20 protein-coding genes are annotated in these 18,653 nt (G+C 72.5%); 6 read left to right on the top strand and 14 right to left on the bottom strand.

What is annotated here, in order from left to right:
* Together ABD437_RS26065 and ABD437_RS26060 are read right to left on the bottom strand one after the other, a co-directional pair.
* Nucleotides 1-996 carry an RNA polymerase sigma factor SigF gene (locus ABD437_RS26065; protein ID WP_425558243.1) on the bottom strand — a complete coding sequence of 332 codons (996 nt, stop codon included), beginning with the start codon at nucleotides 994-996 and terminating at the stop codon, nucleotides 1-3.
* Nucleotides 891-1,331 carry an ATP-binding protein gene (locus ABD437_RS26060; protein WP_344651554.1) on the bottom strand — a complete coding sequence of 147 codons (441 nt, stop codon included), beginning with the start codon at nucleotides 1,329-1,331 and terminating at the stop codon, nucleotides 891-893. Before ABD437_RS26060 ends, ABD437_RS26065 begins: the two co-directional genes overlap by 106 nt.
* Nucleotides 1,332-1,595: 264 nt before the next feature.
* Here ABD437_RS26060 and ABD437_RS26055 point away from each other — a divergent pair, with 264 nt between their 5' ends.
* On the top strand, nucleotides 1,596-2,039 hold the full coding sequence (locus ABD437_RS26055) for a phage holin family protein (RefSeq protein WP_344651553.1): 444 nt from the start codon (nucleotides 1,596-1,598) through the stop codon (nucleotides 2,037-2,039).
* Nucleotides 2,015-2,299 (top strand): DUF3618 domain-containing protein, encoded by a 285-nt coding sequence (locus ABD437_RS26050; protein ID WP_344651552.1) that lies wholly within the window; start codon nucleotides 2,015-2,017, stop codon nucleotides 2,297-2,299. Before ABD437_RS26055 ends, ABD437_RS26050 begins: the two co-directional genes overlap by 25 nt.
* A 34-nt stretch (nucleotides 2,300-2,333) precedes the next feature.
* On the opposite strand, the gene ABD437_RS26045 is transcribed toward ABD437_RS26050, so the two are convergent.
* The 3 genes from ABD437_RS26045 to ku form a co-directional block, all read right to left on the bottom strand.
* Nucleotides 2,334-2,735, bottom strand: a complete 402-nt coding sequence (locus tag ABD437_RS26045) for a ChaB family protein (RefSeq protein WP_344651551.1) — start codon at nucleotides 2,733-2,735, stop codon at nucleotides 2,334-2,336.
* Nucleotides 2,736-2,814: 79 nt separating this feature from the next.
* The gene (locus ABD437_RS26040) at nucleotides 2,815-3,237 is read right to left on the bottom strand and encodes an STAS domain-containing protein (RefSeq protein WP_344651550.1); all 423 of its coding nucleotides are present in this window, start codon (nucleotides 3,235-3,237) and stop codon (nucleotides 2,815-2,817) included.
* Between the two features lie 94 nt (nucleotides 3,238-3,331).
* The gene (gene ku, locus ABD437_RS26035; RefSeq protein WP_344651549.1) at nucleotides 3,332-4,303 is read right to left on the bottom strand and encodes a non-homologous end joining protein Ku; all 972 of its coding nucleotides are present in this window, start codon (nucleotides 4,301-4,303) and stop codon (nucleotides 3,332-3,334) included.
* Between the two features lie 82 nt (nucleotides 4,304-4,385).
* Between ku and ligD the strand changes: the two genes are divergently transcribed.
* Entirely contained in the window at nucleotides 4,386-5,327 is a 942-nt protein-coding gene (gene ligD, locus ABD437_RS26030) for a non-homologous end-joining DNA ligase (protein ID WP_344651548.1), read from the top strand.
* 269 nt (nucleotides 5,328-5,596) lie between these two features.
* A complete protein-coding gene (locus ABD437_RS26025; protein ID WP_344651547.1) occupies nucleotides 5,597-6,790 on the top strand; it encodes a SpoIIE family protein phosphatase in 1,194 nt (397 codons plus the stop codon).
* Nucleotides 6,791-6,878: 88 nt separating this feature from the next.
* On the opposite strand, the gene ABD437_RS26020 is transcribed toward ABD437_RS26025, so the two are convergent.
* From ABD437_RS26020 to ABD437_RS26010, 3 genes are all read right to left on the bottom strand, one after another.
* The gene (locus ABD437_RS26020) at nucleotides 6,879-7,307 is read right to left on the bottom strand and encodes an STAS domain-containing protein (RefSeq protein WP_051571153.1); all 429 of its coding nucleotides are present in this window, start codon (nucleotides 7,305-7,307) and stop codon (nucleotides 6,879-6,881) included.
* 157 nt (nucleotides 7,308-7,464) lie between these two features.
* Nucleotides 7,465-8,256 carry a site-2 protease family protein gene (locus ABD437_RS26015; protein ID WP_344651546.1) on the bottom strand — a complete coding sequence of 264 codons (792 nt, stop codon included), beginning with the start codon at nucleotides 8,254-8,256 and terminating at the stop codon, nucleotides 7,465-7,467.
* 157 nt (nucleotides 8,257-8,413) lie between these two features.
* Nucleotides 8,414-9,892, bottom strand: a complete 1,479-nt coding sequence (locus ABD437_RS26010) for an MFS transporter (RefSeq protein ID WP_344651545.1) — start codon at nucleotides 9,890-9,892, stop codon at nucleotides 8,414-8,416.
* A gap of 124 nt (nucleotides 9,893-10,016) precedes the next feature.
* On the opposite strand from ABD437_RS26010, the gene ABD437_RS26005 reads away from it, so the two are divergent.
* Entirely contained in the window at nucleotides 10,017-11,603 is a 1,587-nt protein-coding gene (locus tag ABD437_RS26005) for an ATP-dependent DNA ligase (protein ID WP_344651544.1), read from the top strand.
* Here ABD437_RS26005 and ABD437_RS26000 read toward each other — a convergent pair.
* Nucleotides 11,600-13,141 (bottom strand): coiled-coil domain-containing protein, encoded by a 1,542-nt coding sequence (locus ABD437_RS26000; protein WP_344651543.1) that lies wholly within the window; start codon nucleotides 13,139-13,141, stop codon nucleotides 11,600-11,602. The two genes, ABD437_RS26005 and ABD437_RS26000, sit on opposite strands and share 4 nt — an antisense overlap.
* 5 nt (nucleotides 13,142-13,146) lie before the next feature.
* Nucleotides 13,147-13,518 (bottom strand): hypothetical protein, encoded by a 372-nt coding sequence (locus ABD437_RS25995; RefSeq protein ID WP_344651542.1) that lies wholly within the window; start codon nucleotides 13,516-13,518, stop codon nucleotides 13,147-13,149.
* A 17-nt stretch (nucleotides 13,519-13,535) separates the two neighbouring features.
* Between ABD437_RS25995 and ABD437_RS25990 the strand changes: the two genes are divergently transcribed.
* Nucleotides 13,536-14,219 carry a hypothetical protein gene (locus ABD437_RS25990; RefSeq protein ID WP_344651541.1) on the top strand — a complete coding sequence of 228 codons (684 nt, stop codon included), beginning with the start codon at nucleotides 13,536-13,538 and terminating at the stop codon, nucleotides 14,217-14,219.
* Here the strand turns inward: ABD437_RS25990 and ABD437_RS25985 are convergent.
* From ABD437_RS25985 to ABD437_RS25970, 4 genes are all read right to left on the bottom strand, one after another.
* Nucleotides 14,216-14,578, bottom strand: a complete 363-nt coding sequence (locus tag ABD437_RS25985) for a hypothetical protein (RefSeq protein WP_344651540.1) — start codon at nucleotides 14,576-14,578, stop codon at nucleotides 14,216-14,218. The genes ABD437_RS25990 and ABD437_RS25985 overlap by 4 nt on opposite strands.
* A 260-nt stretch (nucleotides 14,579-14,838) precedes the next feature.
* A complete protein-coding gene (locus ABD437_RS25980; RefSeq protein ID WP_344651539.1) occupies nucleotides 14,839-16,683 on the bottom strand; it encodes an ATP-binding protein in 1,845 nt (614 codons plus the stop codon).
* Nucleotides 16,684-16,712: 29 nt separating this feature from the next.
* Nucleotides 16,713-17,927 (bottom strand): cation:proton antiporter, encoded by a 1,215-nt coding sequence (locus ABD437_RS25975; protein ID WP_344651538.1) that lies wholly within the window; start codon nucleotides 17,925-17,927, stop codon nucleotides 16,713-16,715.
* A gap of 128 nt (nucleotides 17,928-18,055) precedes the next feature.
* Nucleotides 18,056-18,547, bottom strand: coding sequence for a cation:proton antiporter regulatory subunit (locus ABD437_RS25970; protein ID WP_344651537.1), 492 nt, complete (start codon nucleotides 18,545-18,547; stop codon nucleotides 18,056-18,058).
* Between the last annotated feature and the right edge of the window lie 106 nt (nucleotides 18,548-18,653).

The raw sequence follows: 18,653 nt of genomic DNA, 5'->3' as shown, positions 1-18,653 counted from the left end.
CTACTCGTCGACGAGCAGCCTTTCGCGGAGCTTCACCAGGGTCTGGGAAAGCAGACGCGACACGTGCATCTGCGAGATCCCCATCCGCTCGGCGATCTGCGACTGCGTCATGTTGCCGAAGAAGCGCAGGATCAGGATCTTGCGCTCGCGCGGCGGCACCTGGGCCAGCAGCGGCTGCAGCGACTCCCGGAACTCGACGTGCTCGAGCGCCGCGTCCTCGTCGCCGAGCGTCTCGGCCAGCGTCGGCATCTCGCCGTCGCCACGCACCGGGTCGTCCAGCGACGAGCTGCGGTAGGCGTTCGCGGCCTCCAGGCCCTCCAGCACCTCCTCGCGGGAGAGCTTGAGGTGCTCGGCCAGCTCGGAGGCGTTCGGCGCCCGTCCGTTGCGCTGGGAGAGCTCGGCCGTGGCCGCGGTCAGCGACAGGTGCAGCTCCTTGAGCCGGCGCGGCACCCGCACCGCCCAGCCGTGGTCGCGGAAGTGCCGCTTGATCTCGCCGACCACGGTGGGCACCGCGTAGGAGAGGAAGTCGGCGCCGCGCTCGGCGTCGAACCGGTCCACGGAGTTGATCAGGCCGACGGTGGCGACCTGGACCAGGTCCTCCAGCGGCTCGCCCCGGTTGTTGAACCGCCGGGCCAGGTGCCGCACGAGCGGCAGGTGCATCGTGACCAGCTGGTCGCGGATCTGCTGCCGGCGGGGGTGGCCCTCGGGCAGCGAGTCGCGCTCCGCGAACAGCCTGGCCGCCTCCCGGCGGGACTCCGACCGGGCGTCGGCGACCTCGTCGTCGGCCACCTCGGTGATGTCGACCTCGGCGTCGTCCGGTTTTGCCGCCGCCGGTTCCTCGACGTTCGGCTGTTCGCTCTGCGGCGCGGTGACGCCGGGTGAGCGCTCGTTCACGCGAGCGCCTCGAGCCGGTGTTTGACCAGCTGGATGTGGACGACGTTCCCGTCGGTGGTCCACGTCTTCACTTCGTCGACGAGCGCGGTCAGCACCCGCCAGCCGAACGTGTTCTGACCGGGCACCGTGCCGTCCTTGGTGGTCGCCGAGACCGACACGCGCAGCGCGTGCTCGTCGGCCCGGAAGACGCACCGCAGCCGGCCGGGAGCGGCGGCCTTGGCCACCAGCTCGGCGCACGCCTCGTCGACGGCCATCCGCAGGTCGGAGACCTCATCGAGGTCGTAGTCGAGGCGGACCGCCAGGTCGGCCGCGAGCGCACGCGCGACGGGGACGTGCACCGGGTCGGCGGGCAGGGTCAGTTCGATGTCGCTGCCCGCATCCTCGGAGACGGGTGGGGCCTCAACGGGCTCCGAGCTGGTCCGTTCGGGCACCGCCATCAAGCTCGCTCCTTGCTGTTCCATCCGAACCCCGGGCGGGGACCCGGGGCGCACACGCGGGCCTTACCCAGCCCACGCAGGCCCGAACCTACCGTCCTCGAGGGTTCGTCGGGGCGTCGGGCCGTACGCGGGGAGCATTGCTCCCGATCCGTGGGAGGGTGGTTCCCGGCACGTTCCGGTTGACGGTGCTGGCTGGCGGGTACAGCGTGCGCGCCTCGACCGGCACGGGTTCGGGCGGGTGGCTGCGGTGGGGAGGATGCAGTGGTGACGTCGGATACACCTACCAGGAGCAACAACGGGTCGACGCCGCGGCCGGCGGTGGAGCGGGCCCGGGAACCCTCGATCGGGCAGCTGGTCAACGACGTCGCCGCGGGCGTCTCGAGCCTGGTCAAGGCCGAGATCGCGCTCGCGAAGGCGGAGGTGGCCCAGGAGGCCAGGAAGGCCGTCGCGGGTGTGGCCGGGCTGGCCGTCGCGGCGGCCGCCGGCCTGATGATCGTGCCGCTGCTCTCGCTCGCCGCCGTGTACGCGCTGAGCGAGGTGATGGCCGGCTACTGGGCCGCGTTGATCGTCGCGGGAGTATGGACGCTGATCGCGGGGATCGCCGGGCTGTTCGGTGCGTTGCGCCTGCGCCGGGTCAAGCCGGTCCCCACCCAGGCGATCGAAGCGGTGAAGGAGGATGTGCGGTGGGTCCGCGACCGGAAGATTTAGAACGCGACATCGCGTTCGCCCGCGAGCAACTGCGGCGGGACGTGGACGAACTGGTGGGCCGGGTCCGCCCGCAGGCGGTGGTCGCCCGCCAGAAGCAGCAGCTCACCGAGCGGGCCCAGGGTGCGCTGGCATCCGTGGGGCCGCTCCTGCGCAACGGCCGCGACCAGGTGCTCAGCCGGCCCGCGCTGCTCGGCGTCGGGGCGGGCCTGACCGTTCTCACGCTCGTCACGGTCGTCTGGCGGGTGCGCACCAGGCGGTGAACGCGGGGCCCCTCCGGAGAGGGGCCCCGCCTTCTCAGCGTGCGGCCGCCGTCTTCCTGCGGTTGGCCTTCTTGATCGCGTCGACGAGTTCGCTCTTCGTCATCGTCGAGCGACCGCGGATCTCGAGCCTGCGGGCGACGTCACGCAGGTGCGTCTTGGACGCGTTGGCGTCGACGCCCTCCTCGGTCTTGCCACCACGACGGGCGGCCGCGCCGGTCTTCTCCGACTGCTTGTCCGAGGGGCCTTTCTTCTTCTTCGGCTCCCAGTGGTCGCCGACCTTCTCGAACGAGTGCTTCAGCGAACCGAACGCGGTGCGGTGGGCCCGCTCGCCCTCGCCGTACTCCTCGACAGCCGAGTCGTGCGTCTTGATCCACGTCTCCTGCGCCTTCTTCGACGAGCGCTCGAGCGTGGACGGCAACTCCTGACGGCCGGGCATCACTGACCTCCTCGGGGCGAGAACACCGATGCCACAGGGTTGCCCGTGGCATCGGTGGCAAAACGCCCGAGGACCGGGCTCAGCTCCCGGCCGGCGGCAGATCGGTGTACGACTCGTAGAAGTCGAGCACTTGGTCCAGACCGGTGAGAGTGAGCGGACGGCTCACCGTACGGTTCGCGCAGACCAGCCGGAACTTCGTCCCGACGGTCTCGGCCTGCTGGGAGAGCTCCACGAGGACGCCCAGCCCGTTGGAGCCGAGGAACGTCACCGCGTCGAGATCCAGCACGACGTCCGAACCGGGTATCGCCACGACCGGCGTCAGGGCGTCACGGAGCCGGGGTGCGGTGAGCATGTCGATCTCGCCGCCGACCCGTACTACCTGCCGCCCGTCGTCCGACGGCGGAACCTGTTCCACCGACAGAACCGCGTCCGTCGCGTCTCCGAGCGCACCGGTCGCGGCACCGTTTCGCTGCGGGGCCGCCGAACCAGCGGGGTCGACCATTACGTACTCCCTCCATCGCTGCCCTGAACCCTAGCCCGGACGCCGCATCGGTGCGGCAGAGGCCGGAAGGCACTCGGGAGTAAACCGCAGTGACTCACGCGGTCTTGCGCTGGCTTGTGCCCTTCGTGGCGGTTTTCTTGGCTGTCGTCGACTTCGCGGCGGTCTTTTTGGCCGTGGTTTTGCTCGCCGTGGTCTTCGCCGGAGCCTTCTTGGCCGGAGCCTTCTTCGGAGCCGCTTTTTTCGCCGGCGCCTTCTTCGCGGCCGGGCGGTTCTCCTCGACGGCCTCGCCGCGCGCCCGCTTGGCCTCGGCCACGCTGGCCTCCAGCGCCGCCATCAGGTCCAGCACCGCGCCGCCGCCCTCCGCGGGCGCCTCCGGCTGCTCCACCTCGTGGCCCTGGATCTTCGCGTCGACGACCTCGCGCAGCGCCACCGCGTAGTCGTCGGTGAACTCCTCCATGTCCAGGTCGCCGGTGAGCGTCTGGATGTAGGACTCCGCCATCTGCATCTCCTGCGGGCGGACCGCGATGTCGGAGTCGGGAGCCAGCTCGGCCGGGTCGCGGATCTCGTCGGGCCAGAGCATCGTCTGCAGCAGCAGCACGTCGCCGTAGGGGCGCAGCAGCGCCAGCGCCTCGCGCTGGCGGAGCGCGACCTTGACCACCGCGATCGTGCCGGCCTTCAGCAGCGCCTCGCGCAGCAGCACGTACGGCTTCGCGCCGGGCCCGTCGGCCTGCAGGAAGTAGCCCTTGGACAGGTACAGCCCGTCCACCTGCTCGGCCGGGACGAACTTCTGCACGTCGATGTTGCGCCCGGAGGCGATCGGCAGGTTCTCGAAGTCGGCGTCGTCGAGGACGACGACCTGCCCGTCGGGCAGCTCGTACCCCTTGGCGATCTCGCTGTAGGGCACCTCGACGCCCTCGGCCTCGCACACCCGCCGGTACCGGATGCGGCCGCCGTCGGCCGCGTGGACCTGCCGGAGCTGGACGTCGTGTTGCTCGGTGGCGGAGAACAGCTTGATCGGGATCGTCACGAGCCCGAACGAGACGACGCCCTTCCAGATCGCACGCATGGTCGGTGCCCCCTGTGGGTAAATGTGCTCGAATCCACTCTGCGTTTACCGCCGGGGGGAAGTCCAGCGTGGAGGTGTCGGCGTGGCGAAAGCTTCGGGAACGACCACGGTCGCCGTGGCCGGACGTCAGCTCGCCCTGTCGAACCTCTCGAAGATTCTCTACCCGGAGACGGGCACCACGAAAGGCGAGGTGATCGACTATTACTCCCGGATCGCGCCCGTTCTGATACCTCATTTGGCAGGTCGTCCGCTTTCGCTGAAGCGGTACCCCGAGGGCGTCAGTGGTCCGGGCTTCTTCGCCAAGAACGTGCCGAACGGCGCCGCCGACTGGGTACGCACCGAGCGGCTCCCCGCCCCCGGCAGCACGAAGAACCGCGACGAGATCGACTACGTCGTGCTCCCGGAGGACGACGGCGACGCGCTGGCCACGCTGGTCTGGCTCGCGAACCTCGCCTCGCTGGAGCTGCACGTCCCGCAGTGGCAGGTCGGCCCGCGCGGCGGCGTCCGCGGCACCGACCTGCTGGTGTTCGACCTCGACCCGGGTGCGCCGGCCACCGTCGTCGAGTGCTGCGCGGTCGCGCTGCGCCTGCGCGAGGTGCTCGACGACGACGGGCTGACCGCGGTGGCCAAGACGTCGGGGTCCAAGGGCATGCAGGTCTACGCGGCGATCAAGCCGGTCGAGGGCGGGCGCACGTCGGACTACGCCAAGGCGGTGGCCCAGCGGCTCGAGCACGAGAACCCCACCCGGGTGACGTCGGTCATGCGCCGCGCCGTGCGCCCCGGCAAGGTGTTCATCGACTGGAGCCAGAACAACACCGCGAAGACCACTGTCGCGCCGTACTCGCTCCGGGCGCGGCCGGCGCCGACCGTCTCCACGCCACTGCACTGGGACGAGGTGGCGGCCTGCGAACGCCCCGAAGAGCTCGTGTTCACGTTCGACGCCGCGCTCGCCCGCGCCGCCGGCGACGGTGATCTGTTTCTCGATCTGCTCACCCGTGAACGCCCGGCGCTGCCGCGTCGTTGAACGGGTGCGAACGCGTGTGGGGCTCTTGCACGGGCGGTCTCGGCGAGGATAATCCGAGCCGTTCCCTCCGTGACGCAGCGGTCACGGCGGGCATGCAGCCTCCACGCGGGCGGCTCGGTCTCCTCGACCGGGCGGGGGACGTCCGACAGGTTCGCCGGCATCGGCCATTAGGCTGGGTGGCAACCGGAGGTCGGCGTGAGAACACGCTCGGTACAGGAGGAGACCCTGACCATGACCAGTGGCGAGTTGGCCGTGCACGGAGCGCGATCATGACGCCGGTCGACGCAGTCTCGCCGCCGCTTCCCGGCGGCCACGGGCCCTCGCTGGATGCCCCCGCCGACGGTGACCTGGTGGTCGAACGCCGGGTCGCCGACCCGAGCGCGTGGTGCGAGGCGCTGCCCGCGGCCGCGGGCCGCACGGTGCTGATCTCCGGGCGCGTGCTCTCGGACGGCACCGCGCCGAGCGTCGACGCGGCCGTGCGGTTCGCCGGGCAGCTGCGGATGGCGGTGCGGGCGATGGCCCGGGTCGACCTGGCGCCCGCCGAGGCGCTGGGGCAGCTCGACGGCCTGGTGGCCGAGTGGGAGGAGCCGTTCCGCGCCCGCCTGCTCTACGGCGTGTTCGACCCGGTGGACGGGGCGTTCTGCTTCGCCCAGGCCGGGCACCCCGGGCCGGTCATCTGCCCGGTGAAGGGAGCGGCGGTGGCTCCGCCCGCTCCGGAGGGCGGCCCGCTGGGCGGGTTCGTGAGCGTGAGCGCGTCCTACGGCGAGCAGACCGTGGCCATCCCGCCCGGCGGGAGCGTCGTCGTGGCGCTGCCGGGCTCGCTCGCCGACGACGGGGAGTACGCGGCCGGCGGCTTCTCGCTCGACACCCACCGGCGCTCGGCCGCGGTCGACGCGGTGGCCCCGGCGATCGCCGGCGCGCTGGGCACCGGGGTCCACGACCCGGCCGCGGTCGCCGACGCCGTCATCGGCGCCGCCCCCGCCAGCAGCGTGCTGGCCGCCGGGTGGCCCACCGGCCTGACCGTCGGGCCGGTGCGGGTGATCGAGCTGGAGCTCGGCGAAGGGGAGGACCCCACCCGCCGGGCCCGGGCGTTCTGCTACGGCGTGCTCAGCACCTGGCAGCTGACGCCGCTCGTGCGTGACGACATCGTGCTCGCGGTGTCCGAGCTGGTCGCGAACGCGTTGTTGTACGGCGGCGCCGCGGAGCAGCTGCGGTTGCGCCGCTCGGCGAGCCGCATCGTGATCGAGGTGTTCGACCGCGAGCCGGCCATGCCCCGCCCACGCATCGCGGATGCCGACGCGGAGAGCGGCCGGGGTCTGTTCCTGGTGCGCCGGGTCGCGGCCCGCTGGGGCGCCCGCGCGGTGCCCGGGGGCAAGGCGGTCTGGGCCGAGTTCGACCTGAACGCACCCCCGCGCACCACCGACGACGAGCCCACCGAGCCGACGCTCGAAGCGGCCGGCTAGTTCCCGGGCCCTACTTCCCGGGCCTACGACGACCAGGCGGGCCTACCCGAACTCGGGTAGGCCCGCCTGGTCGTCGTAGGCCCGGTGGTCAGCCGCCGGCGGCGCTCAGGCCGAGCGCCTTCTCGGCGTCCTCGATCGTGGTGACGAGCGGAACCACCCGGTCCACCCCGGTGAGGCGGAAGACCCGGGCGACGATGCCGGGCGTGGTGACCACGACGTGCAGCGAACCGTCGCGGTCACGGAGTCTCTTGTGGTCGCTGACCAGGATGCCGAGCCCGGTGGAGTCGAGAAAGGTGACTTCGCGCAGATCGACCACGTGCCGGTGTTTGCGCTGCTCGACCAGCTCGTGCAGCGGATCACGCAGCTGCGAGCCGGTGGTGACGTCGACCTCGCCGGCGACGGTGACCAAGGCGTAGTGCTCGCGGTCGTCGACGGTGACCCGCAGCCGGCCGAAACTCTCCGGCTTGGACCGGGCGGCGCTCCTCGCCCCTACGGCCCGACCCTGACGCTCACGCATGGAACCCGACCTTCCTCTACGGTTCCCGATTCTTGCCTGTCGTGCTGCCGGTCCCCGGGATCGGTCACGCGGGCAGTCTAATCGCGTAACGGACCGTCATCGTGCCTCCCCTATCTTTCTCTCAGTAGACCCAGAATTCGATCCCAGGATGGAGATTTCACCCCATCCAGAACTGGAAGAGCTGCTGCCCGAGGGCGATGTACACCCCAGGGATGCCCAGCAACGCCAGGAACCACCCCACGATGCTGAAGAACGCCTGGTTCACCGGCGGGATCCACAGCAGCACGAACAGCATCAGCACCGCGTAGGGCGCGATCGGCCCCACTTTCCGCAGCACCTTGTTGGACAGGTAGGGCTGGATCACGCCGAACCCGTCCAGCCCCGGCACCGGCAGCGAGTTCAGCACCGCCGCGGTGACCTGCAGGAAGGTCAGGAACGCGAACGCGCCCCAGAACTCCACGTGCACCCGGTCGTCGGGGGCGAACGCCGTGAACACGACCGCCAGGACGGCCGCGAGCAGGATGTTCGTCAGCGGACCGGCGAGCGAGACGAGGCTGTTGGCCAGCCGGCTACGCAGGTAGCGCCGGTCGATGAACACCGCGCCACCGGGCAGCCCGATGCCGCCGAGCAGCACGAACAGCAGCGGCAACAGGATGCTGTACGCGAAGTGGGTGTACTTCAGCGGATCCAGCGTCAGGTAACCGCGTTCGGCCACCGTGCGGTCACCACTGCGGAAGGCCACCATCGCGTGGGCGAACTCGTGCAGACAGAGCGACACGACCCAGGCACACGCGACGAACACGAACGCGGTCAGTCCGGTGGGCCCGCTGCGGTTCCACAGCGCCCATCCGGAGACCGCCGTGGCCAGCACCAATCCGACGAAGATCGGGCTCGGCCACCGGCTCACCGAGGCGCCCGGCCGCTGGCGTACCGGCTCTCCGGTCGTCACTGTTCTCCTTCGCGCGGTTGCCCTTTCGTGACCATCCTGCCTCGCTGACGCACGTTCTGCCCGTCAGGTCGGGGTCGCTACCCCCGGTCCGGGGTCATTTTTTCGCCGTAAAAGGGCGGCCGCCGGTTTCCCGGCCGCCGCCCTTTTCCCACCCGGATCAGCTCTGGTCGGCCACCCGGGTCTTCACGATGCCCAGCGGCTTCGCGATCGACTCGAGCGACTTGCGCTCGGCGTCGACCCCCAGGAACCAGGCGACGAAACCACCGACGATCATCAGCCCGGCGCCGAGCAGATAACCGCCGAACAACGGACCGCGGCTCTCGCCGTCCCCGATCAGCTGCCCGAACAGCCAGGGCGCGATCACCCCACCGAAGAACTGGGAGATCGCGAAGAAGAACGCGATCGCCTGGCTGCGCAGCTCCAGCGGGAAGATCTCGCTGACCGTCAGGTACCCGGACGAGGCCGCCGCCGACGCGATGAAGAAGATGACGCACCACAGGATCGTCTGCGTCACCGCACTCAGGACGTCGGCGTAGAACAGGTAGCCGGTGATGGCCAGCAGGATGCCGGACGACACGTACGTGCCGCCGATCATCTTGCGCCGCCCGACCGTGTCGAACAACGGACCCAGCACCAGCGGGCCGATCAGGTTGCCGATCGCGAACGGGAAGAAGAAGTACGGGATCGTGCCGCTGTCGACGTCGTAGAACGTGCCCAGCACCAGCGCATAGGTGAAGAAGATCGCGTTGTAGAGGAACGACTGCGTGGTCATCAGCGTGAACCCGAGGATCGTGCGGCTCGGGTACTGCTTGATCATCACCTGCGCGATCTGCCGGTAGGTGACCGGCGGGTGCGGCTTGACCTCGGCGGCCTCCGAGTCCGGAACCGGCTCGAGCGGACGGCCCTCGGCCTTGATCCGGGCTTCGATCTCGTCGACGGTGCGTTCGGCCTCGTTCTCCTGGCCGTGCGTCATCTGCCAGCGCGGGCTCTCCGGGATGTGCCGTCGGAGCGGCCAGATGGCCAGACCGATCAGCGGACCGAGGAAGAAGCCCAGCCGCCACCCGATGTTGTCGGAGAAGAAGTCCGGGTTCAGGAACACGATCTGCGCGGCCGACGCCAGCGCGGCGCCACCCCAGTACGTGCCGCTGATCGCGAGGTCGACGCGGCCGCGGTAGTGCGACGGGATGAGCTCGTCGATCGCGGAGTGGATCGCGGCGTACTCACCGCCGATGCCCATGCCGGCCAGGAACCGGAACAGCAGGAACTCGTAGAACGTGAAGGAGAACCCGGTCAGACCGCTGGCGACGAGGTAGAGCGTCAGCGTGATCAGGAACAGCTTGCGTCGCCCGAGCCGGTCGGCCATCCGGCCGAACACCAGCGCTCCGACGACCTCACCGAACAGGTAGACCGACGCGGAGAGCGTCACCTGCTGGGCCGACAGCCCCAGCGCGCCGTCCTCGGTGAGTTTGTCGGCCACCGTCGAGGCGATCTGGATCTCCAGACCGTCGAGGATCCAGGTCACGCCCAGTGCGATGACCACCAGCCAGTGGAAGCGGGACCACGGTAGGCGGTCCATTCGGGCCGGCACCAAACTCCGGAAGGTTCTCGCTTCCGGAGCCGCTTCAGTTGACGCCATCGTCCACCTCCCCAGGGAACTGGGGGTTGCTCTACCCAACGAAATCTCCGATGAATCCTGGCGGAACTCGCGAGCGTCCTCGTGCGTTCCGGTTTTCTGTCGGTGGGTGGGGTTCTAATGAGCCATGCTTCTCGCGGAGATCGCCGCGGCCGGGCGCGACGTCGCCGCGGTCAGTTCACGCAAGGCCAAGGCCGAGCGGCTGGCAGTGGTGTTGCGTCAGCTCTCCGGCGACGAGGTCGTGCCGGGCGTCGCGTGGTTGTGCGGTGAGTTGCGCCAGCGGCAGATCGGCGTGGGGTGGGCGTCGCTGCGTGATTTGCCGTCGTCCGCGGCGGAGTCACCGAGCCTCACCGTGCTCCGGGTGGACGGGATCTTCGCGGAGATCGGCGGGCTCGCCGGGCCCGGGTCGCAGGCGGCGCGCCGCTCCGCGCTGGCGGGGCTGTTCGCCCTGGCCACGCCGGAGGAGCAGGCGTTCCTGCGTGCGCTGCTGGTCGGTGAGGTGCGCCAGGGTGCGCTGGCCGGCGTGATGATCGACGCGGTCGCGGCCGCCACCGGGCTGCCGCTGGCCGCGCTGCGCCGGGCGCTGCTGCTGCGCGGCGATCTGCGTGCGGTGGCCGAGGCCGCGTTGCGTGACGGCGCGGCCGGGCTCGCGTCCTTCCGGCTGGAGGTCGGGCGGCCACTGGCCCCGATGCTCGCGCAGCCGGCCGAGGACCTCGCCGAGGCGCTCGCCCGCTCCGGCGCCGCGGCCGTGGAGGAGAAGCTGGACGGGGCACGCGTGCAGGTGCACCGGTCGGGGTCCGACGTACTGGTCGTCACCCGCAGCCTGGACGACATCACCGCGCGGGTGCCCGAGGTCGTCGAGGCCGCGCTGGCGTTGCCGGTGCACACGGCCGTGCTCGACGGGGAGGCGATCGCGCTGCGCCCCGACGGGCGGCCGGAGCCGTTCCAGGTGACGGCGTCGCGGGTGGGGAGCCGGGCCGACGTCGCCACCGCCCGGGAGAAGATCCCGCTGTCGGCGGTGCTCTTCGACGCGCTGCACCTGGACGGCGAGGACCTGCTCGACCGGCCGGCGGGCGACCGGTTCGCCGCGCTGTCGGCGGTCGCCCCACCCGAGAGCGTCGTCCGCCGCGTGGTGGTTCCCGGGTCCCCGGTCGCCGCGGACACGGCCGATCCGGCCGATCCGGCCGACGCGGACGCGGCCGCTGCTTTCGTGCGGGCGACGCTGGCTCGGGGCCACGAGGGGGTCGTGGTGAAGTCGCTGGCCGGGCCGTACGCGGCCGGGCGGCGCGGGGGCGGCTGGTGGAAGGTCAAACCGCGGCACACGCTCGATCTGGTCGTGCTGGCGGCCGAGTGGGGCCACGGGCGTCGCCGCGGGTGGCTGTCGAATCTGCACCTCGGGGCGCGTGACGCGTCGGGCCAGGTCGGCGAGGCCGGTGGCTTCGTCATGCTCGGCAAGACGTTCAAGGGCATGACCGACGCGATGCTCACGTGGCAGACCGAGTACCTGCTCGAACGGGCGGTGAGCCGGGACTCGTACACCGTCTACGTGCGTCCCGAGCTGGTGGTGGAGATCGCGTTCGACGGCGTGCAGGCCAGCACCCGGTACCCCGGGGGAGTGACGCTGCGGTTCGCGCGCGTGAAGGGCTACCGCACCGACAAGCCGGCGGCGGAGGCCGACACGCTGGAGGCCGTGCAGGCCCTCCACACCGGCTAGGGGTTTCTGGTGGCGCGGAGGGCGGCGTCGCGGTCGGCGCGGTACTCGGCCAGGCGCTCGGTGTAGGACGCGCGGAGGTCGGCGAGGCGCTGTTCCGTGTGTTCGGCGGCGGCCGCCAGTTGCGCCCGGAGCGCGTCGCGTTCGGCGGCGACCGCGGCCAGTTCGGCGCGGGAGCTGGTCGTCGCCTCGGCCGCGGCACCGCGGAGCCGGTCCGCCTCGGCTTCGGCGCGGGCCAGCTCGCTGGTGGTGCGCTCGGCCTCGGCCCGCGCGCGGTCGCGCTCGGCCCCGGTCCGCTCGGTCTCCGCCCTGCTGTGTCCGAGCTCGGCCTTCACGCGGTCGAGCTCGGCCGTGGTGCGGTCCAGGTCCGCCCGGGTGCGGTCGGCGTCGGCTCGGGTGTGTTCCGCCTCGAGGCGGGCGCGGCCGGCGTCCGCCTCGGCCCGTTCGGCGCGGCGCTCGGCGTCGCGGTGGGCGGTGGTCGCGGTGTCGGCGCGGTCGAGCGCGCCGTCCAGGTCGGTCCGGAGCCGGTCGACCTGGTCCCGGAGCAGGGCCAGCGCCTGCTCGGCGTGGCCGGTGCGTTCCTCGGCCAGCGCGGCGCGGCGCTCGGCGTCGGCGGCGGTGGCGCGGTGCGACTCGGTGTCGCGTTCGGCGGCCTCGGCGCGGGCCCGGTGGTTGCTCTCGGACGCTTCCGCGGCCGCCGCCCGCTCGTCGGCGGTGTCGCGTTCGCGCGTGGCCCGGTCGCGTTCGTCGCGGACCGAGGCGAGCTCGGCGGTCAGCTCGTCGACCCGGCTCTGCGCGGTGTCGCGCGCGGCCTCGGCCTGGCGGCGGGCCGCGCGGACCTCGCCGGCGGCGTGCTCCACCTGCAGGGTGCGTGCCTCGGCGGCGGCCACCGCGGCGTCGGACGCCGCACGCACCGCGTTCACCTCGGTGGCCACCGCGGCCGGATCGCGGCCGACGCGCAGGTCGTCGAGCACGCGGTCGCCGAGCGAACGCAGGTCCGCGGCGGCGGCGGCGAACCGTTCGATCGCCCGTTCCATGCGCGCACCGGCCGAGGTGATCGGGCGGTCGGCGGTCGGGGCCGCGTCGTCCACGGCGGTGCCGGTCGACTGATCGAGTGCGCGCCGACGCCGTTCCGCGAACGCGGCGGCGCGGTTGTGGCCCGGGTCCGCGCAGTACTCCGGCGCCCGGCCCGGCCCCGACGACGGCGCCGCCGAGCGCTCACACCCCGGGTAACGGCACTGCTTGACCCGGCCACCCGTCTCCGCTCCGCCCCCGGACACCGAGGAATCCGGCCGCTCACCGGCGACCGAACCGCCCGCGGTCCGCGCACCGGCCGCGCTGCTGGCGGGCCGCGCGGCGGCCGTGCTGTCCGTGGGCCGCGCGGCGGCCGAGCCGCCCGTGGGCCGCGGATCGGCCGGGTTGCTCGTGGGCCGCGTGCCGGTGGAGCCGCTCGCGGGCCGTGGGTCGGCCGCGGTGGGCTCGGAGCGGGGGAGCGGTGCCGCGGGGGTGTCCGTCTCGGGTGCGTCGAGGGAAGGATCCACGGGGGCTACCGGGCACCCCGGTGACGACCGGGGCGGCGTCCGCCGCCGCGCACGACCCGTTCACGCAGCGCGTCGAGCTGGCCGGGACGGGGGCCGGACACCTCGGCCGCCCGGTCACGCAACGTCCGGAGACGACCGGCGACCGTGCGCAACGCCTCGCGCCTCCGCGTCGGCGGCTCGGGGGCGTCGGACGCCGGGCCGCCCGCACCCGCCGGAGCATCGTCGGCGCCCGACGCCTCCTCGATGCGGAGGTGCAGCCGCGCTCTGATCTCCTCGGGCGTGTACGCCCTCCGCCGACGCTCGGCCCTGGCCACCGCGACACCCGTCGCCGCGACACCGGCCAGTCCCGCGAGGCCGATCACCTTCCACAGACGCATCTGCCTAGGCTATCGGCATGCCCGGCACCCGGATGACCCTGACCGAGGCGGTCGACGCCACTCGCACCGGCGACTTGTGGCTCTTCCGCGGCCGCACCGCCGCTGACCGGGCGATCCAGACGCTCACGAACGCGCCGGTGAACCACGTCGGGATGGCGGTCACGCTCGACGACATGCCGCCGCTGATGTGGCACGCCGAACTGGGCCGCTCGCTGCCCGACATGTGGGCCGGCGCGCACGTGCGTGGCGTCCAGCTGCACGTGCTCGCGGACGCCGTCCGCGTCTGGGGCAACCGCTACGGCCAGCGCGCCTGGCTGCGCCAGCTCGACGCCGAGGTGGACCGCCCGATGGAGGACGCGGTCCTGCGCACGGTCGCCCGCCTGGACGGCACCCCGTTCCCCTCCACCGCGGGGCTGGCCGGGCGCTGGGCCCGCGGGCGCACGCGCCAGCGCATCCGGGCGGTGCGCGACAAGGGCCGCGAGGCACTGGGCATCGACCGGGCCGAGGAGCAGCGCCTGGACAACGCGCTGGAGTCCGCGTACTGCGCCGAGGTCGTCGCGCTGACGTATCAGGCCATGGGTCTGCTGCCGACCAGCCGCGCCTCGGATTCGTACGACCCGGGCAGCTTCTGGAGCGGCGACAAACTCGACCTGCAACTTGGCGCCCGGCTGGGCGACGAGATCGAGGTCGTGCTCGACTAGGAGCGGCGCCGGGAGACGTGCAGGACCGTGCCGTCGGCGCCGGTCACGACGGTCAGGCCGCCGCCGGAGAAGCGTGTGCGGTCGGGGTTGTCCTGCTCGGGCGAGACCCGGGCCGGCGACGCGAGTACCTCGGCCACGTCGGCGTCGGTGATGCCGAAGTCGGTGGCCGAACGCCGCGCACCCCGGGTCATCCGGACGGCCTCGGTGCTCTTGGCCGTGGGCTGGGTGCGCCGACGCTGGCCGCCGCCCGCACGCCCTGATTCGGCGCTGCGCTGACGCTGGACGGGCGGGGCTTCGGCGTAGCCCGCGGAGTCGTCGCCGTCGGCGGACGGGTCGCTCGGCGGAGCCAGGAAGAGCATGGCCGGTGCGGGCGGTGCAGACGAGGTTGAGGGCATATCGTCCCTTCGGGTCGATGCTTCGGTGCGCCGGCGTGCCGTGGAAATAGCCCGTTCGAGCACGGGAGCGGCGGAGTTCTGCCTTCCGGCTTCTCGAGGACGGCCGGCGTGCCGTCTAGTGGGGGTCGCGGCCTCGCGATGGGGACCCGGTACCAACCATACCTGCTACCACGCCGTCGCGCTGCGGTGTGAACGCTGGTCGAGCCGGTGACATGCGCCCGAGATCACCCGGTGACCGCACCGACCAGGTGCGTTCCGACGTCGACGACGGGCGGTCCGGCGTCCGGCGCGGCCGGCAGCGTGAACCGGACGACCGTGCCGCCGCCGGCGTTGTCGGTCGCGGCGATCGTGCCGCGGTGGCGTTCGACGATGCGTCGGCAGATCGCCAGCGTCAGGTCGCTCTCCGGGTAGAGACCGGTGCCGGGGTCACCGGGGCTGAACAGCTGCGCGTGGCGCCCGGGCGGGATGCCGATGCCGTGGTCGGCGATCTCCACCTGGATCCACTCGCCGCCCGGCACGGCGTGCGCGCGGACGGCGATCCGCGGGATCTCGTCCGGAGGGGTGTACTTCAACGCGTTGCCCAGCAGCCCGGCGAACAGCCGGCGCAGCAGGTGCGCGTCACCGCGGACCGGCGGCAACCGGCGCACGATGACGTGCGGCGCGCGGGTGCGTGCCGCGGGCAGCACCACCGCGAGCGACTCGGTGACCAGCCGGTCCAGGTCGACGTCGACCGGCCGCAGTTCGGCCTCGCGGGTGGCCGCGTAGGCGAGCAGGTCGTCGACGAGCCGGCGCATTCGTTCGGTGGCGGCGCGCACCCGGCCGAGGCGGTCGCCGGTCAACGCGGGTCCGGCCTGGTCGAGGTAGCCGAGGACGGCGGTCAGCGGCGCCTGCAGCTCGTGCACCGCGAGACCGGCGAACGCGGTGAGGTCGGCCTCGTGCGCACGCAGCGCGGTGACGTCCCGGGAGACCGCGAGCGCACCCGGCCGGTCCGACCCGAGGTCGATCGGTTGCGCCCCCACCCGCACGCGGACGCCGTCGGGCCGGGTGGAGCTGCGCACCACGAACTCGTCCGTGCAGGCCGCGCCGGTCAGGGCGCGACGCAGCGGCAGGTCGGCACCGGGGTAGGGGGTGACCCCGTCGACGCGGAACACGCCGTTGGGCGCCTCGGCGAGCATCGCCTGCGCCGGCGGGTTGAGCAGCGCCACGGTGCCGTCCTCGTCGGCGACCGCGATGCCCTCGTCGATGCTGGTCAGCACCGCGTGCAGCAGCGTGGCCTGCTGGCGGGCCGACCGTTCGGTGCGCTGGAGGTCCGCGGCCGCGGCGGCCAGCCGGGCACGGTCGCGGGCCCGGCCGAGCGCCAGGAGGTAGGCGAACAGACCGGCCAGCACGCTGAGCGAGACGCCGGTGGCGAGCACGACCTCGTCGAAGTGCGAATCCACCGGTGAGCCGGCGACGGCGGGGCGTGTCGCGGCGTCGAAGCCACCCCGGTCGAGGCCGAGGACGACCCAGCCGCGGGTGCGTGAGATCGGCGCGGCCACCGCGAGCGCGGCGCCGTCCGACGTCGGGTACGGGTCGGAGACGACGACGTCCGAGCCGAGCGTCGCCGCGGCCTGCGGCACTCCGCCGAGATCGCGTCCGGTGCGGGGGAGCGTGCCGTCGAGCGGGCGGTCGAGCACGGCGTAGTAGTGGTCGGCCGCGCTGCGCGCGGGGTCGAGCCGCACGTCGGGCCAGGTTTTCCGGGCGATCGCGGCCGGCACGACCACGCTCACCCCGCGCACGCCGGGCAGGTTCGCCAGCGTCGACGCGATCGCGGTGAACCCGGCCGCGTCGAGCGTTCCGAGCGCGCCCAGCGCGGCGGCCGTCTGCCGGGCGGCGTCGGTGTAGCGACGCATTCCGGCGGCGGCCGCGGCCCGTGCGGCCAGCGCCCGCTGCTCGGACACCCGCTGGACTCCGCGCTGCTCGAGCGCCCGGAGCCCCTCGGCGGCCAGGACCGAGAGCACGACCCCGAGTACCGCCACGGCAGCCGCCAGCGCGGCGCCCCGGGAGCCGACCCGGACCGGTTCGGTCATACCGGCGATTATGGGGTGTTTCGCGAGTTTTAGTCGACGGCTGGCTGCGGAACCGCCACGGTTTCCACCCGCTTGCGGGTGAACAGGCGGCGCGACGGCCGTTTCGAGCGGTCGAGGTCGGACAGGCGCGCGAGCAGCGGGCCCGACACGACCGTGATCAGGACGTACGCGGTGGCGAGCGCGCCGAGTTGCTCGTCGACCCCGGCGGCGACGGCCAGACCGGCGATGACGATCGAGAACTCACCGCGCGGCATGAGCGCCAGCCCGGCACGCAGCCGGCCCTTCGACGCGATGCCGGCCCGGCGGGCGGCGTACCAGCCGGTCAGCACCTTCGTGCCCATCGTGACGACGGCCAGGCCGAGCGCGGGCAGCAGCACCGGCGGGATCGTCTCCGGCGCCGTGGACAGGCCGAAGAAGACGAAGAACACCGCGGCGAACAGGTCACGCAACGGGCTGAGCAGCGCGGTGGCCGAGTGCGCCACCTCACCGGAGAGCGCGATCCCGACCAGGAACGCACCGACCGCGGCCGACACCTGCAGCTCCGACGCGATGCCGGCCACCAGCAGCGTCAGGCCGAGGACGCCGAGCAGCAGCGCCTCGGCGTCCTCGGCCGAGACCAGCTTGGTGATCCAGTCGCCGAACTTCAGCGCCAGGACGAGCACGACCGCGACCGTGCCGAGCGCGATGCCGAGCACCACCGAGCCCTGGGCGAACCCGACGCCGGCCAGCAGCGCGGTGAGGATCGGCAGGTAGAGCGCCATCGCCAGGTCCTCGATCACGAGCACGCTGAGCACGATCGGCGTCTCGCGGTTACCGAGCCGCCCCAGGTCGCTGAGCGTCTTCGCGATGACGCCCGAGGACGACACCCAGGTGACACCGGCCAGCGCCACCGCGCCGACCGGCCCCCAGCCCAGCACCAGCGCGAGCACCGCACCGGGGATCGCGTTGAGCAGCGCGTCCACCAGGCCGGCCGGTGCCGCCGCGCGGACGTTGCTGACCAGCTCGGACGCCGAGTACTCCAGCCCCAGCGTGACCAGCAGCAGCACGACCCCGATTTCGGCGCCGACCTCGATGAACTCTTCGCTGGACGAGAGCGGCACCAGGCCGCCGTGGCCGAATGCCAGACCCGCGAGCAGGTACAGCGGGATGGGGCTCAAGCCCACGCGTCGACCGGCTCTGCCCAGCAGAGCCAGCGCGAGCAGGATCCCGCCGACCTCGATCAACAACGTCGCGGAGGAATGCACCGGCCTCCCTCGTCGTGCTCTGTTTAGTTCGTGGCTGCCCCGGCCCTCGTCGGCCATGGCACGGCTGCATCGCCACCCCGGACGGGTGGCTCGTTCCTACCTGTGTCGTTGTCTTTCCCGGGGAACGCTCAGACGTCCCCGCGGAGGATCGACGCGACGCCGTCGACACCCTCTCGAGTACCGACGACGACCATCGAGTCGCCGGCTTCGAACACGAACGACGGCCCGGGCGACGCGATGACCTCGCCCTGCCGGAGAACCGCGACGATCGACGCGCCGGTGCGCGTGCGGGCCTGGGTGTCGCCGAGCGGACGCCCGGCGAACGCCGACCCCTTGAGGATCGGCAGCTGCTCGGTGAGCACGCCGATGACCTGTTCCTGCATCTCGGCGAGGTGCCGGACCAGCTGCGGCGCGCCGAGGAGCTCGGCGATCGCGTTGGCCTCGTCGCCGGTGAGCGGAACCGTCTCGCTGGCGGCGTCCGGGTCGTCGACGTCGTACACGACGAGCTCGCGGTGTCCGTCCCGGTGGGTCAGCACGCCGATGCGGCGACCGCACTTGGTCACCACGTCCTGGACGACGCCGATCCCGGGGAGGGCTCGCTGCTCTACCCGCGCACTCATCCTCGTCCTCCGGCTCATAACCCCCACGGCCCCCCGACTCGTGCTCGTAACCTTAACGTGCGGTTTCGCGGCGGTGGGCAGGACTGTCGGTGGGGGACGGTACGTT

The sequence above is a fragment of the Cryptosporangium japonicum genome, assembly GCF_039524755.1.
Taxonomy (GTDB): Bacteria; Actinomycetota; Actinomycetes; order Mycobacteriales; family Cryptosporangiaceae; genus Cryptosporangium; species Cryptosporangium japonicum.
This window is presented reverse-complemented; position numbering and strand designations above follow the sequence as displayed.

Excerpts from the sequence above, each read along its gene's own strand:
- ABD437_RS26020 (WP_051571153.1), bottom strand. The coding sequence starts at position 7,307 with ATGCGTGAGCGTCAGGGTCGGGCCGTAGGGGCGAGGAGCGCCGCCCGG.
- ABD437_RS25995 (WP_344651542.1), bottom strand. The coding sequence starts at position 13,518 with ATGCGTCTGTGGAAGGTGATCGGCCTCGCGGGACTGGCCGGTGTCGCG.
- ABD437_RS26005 (WP_344651544.1), top strand. The coding sequence starts at position 10,017 with ATGCTTCTCGCGGAGATCGCCGCGGCCGGGCGCGACGTCGCCGCGGTC.
- ABD437_RS26010 (WP_344651545.1), bottom strand. The coding sequence starts at position 9,892 with ATGGCGTCAACTGAAGCGGCTCCGGAAGCGAGAACCTTCCGGAGTTTG.
- ABD437_RS25990 (WP_344651541.1), top strand. The coding sequence starts at position 13,536 with ATGCCCGGCACCCGGATGACCCTGACCGAGGCGGTCGACGCCACTCGC.
- ABD437_RS26045 (WP_344651551.1), bottom strand. The coding sequence starts at position 2,735 with ATGCCCGGCCGTCAGGAGTTGCCGTCCACGCTCGAGCGCTCGTCGAAG.
- ABD437_RS25970 (WP_344651537.1), bottom strand. The coding sequence starts at position 18,547 with ATGAGTGCGCGGGTAGAGCAGCGAGCCCTCCCCGGGATCGGCGTCGTC.
- ABD437_RS26040 (WP_344651550.1), bottom strand. The coding sequence starts at position 3,237 with ATGGTCGACCCCGCTGGTTCGGCGGCCCCGCAGCGAAACGGTGCCGCG.
- ABD437_RS25980 (WP_344651539.1), bottom strand. The coding sequence starts at position 16,683 with ATGACCGAACCGGTCCGGGTCGGCTCCCGGGGCGCCGCGCTGGCGGCT.
- ABD437_RS26060 (WP_344651554.1), bottom strand. The coding sequence starts at position 1,331 with ATGGCGGTGCCCGAACGGACCAGCTCGGAGCCCGTTGAGGCCCCACCC.
- ABD437_RS25985 (WP_344651540.1), bottom strand. The coding sequence starts at position 14,578 with ATGCTCTTCCTGGCTCCGCCGAGCGACCCGTCCGCCGACGGCGACGAC.
- ku (WP_344651549.1), bottom strand. The coding sequence starts at position 4,303 with ATGCGTGCGATCTGGAAGGGCGTCGTCTCGTTCGGGCTCGTGACGATC.
- ABD437_RS26025 (WP_344651547.1), top strand. The coding sequence starts at position 5,597 with ATGACGCCGGTCGACGCAGTCTCGCCGCCGCTTCCCGGCGGCCACGGG.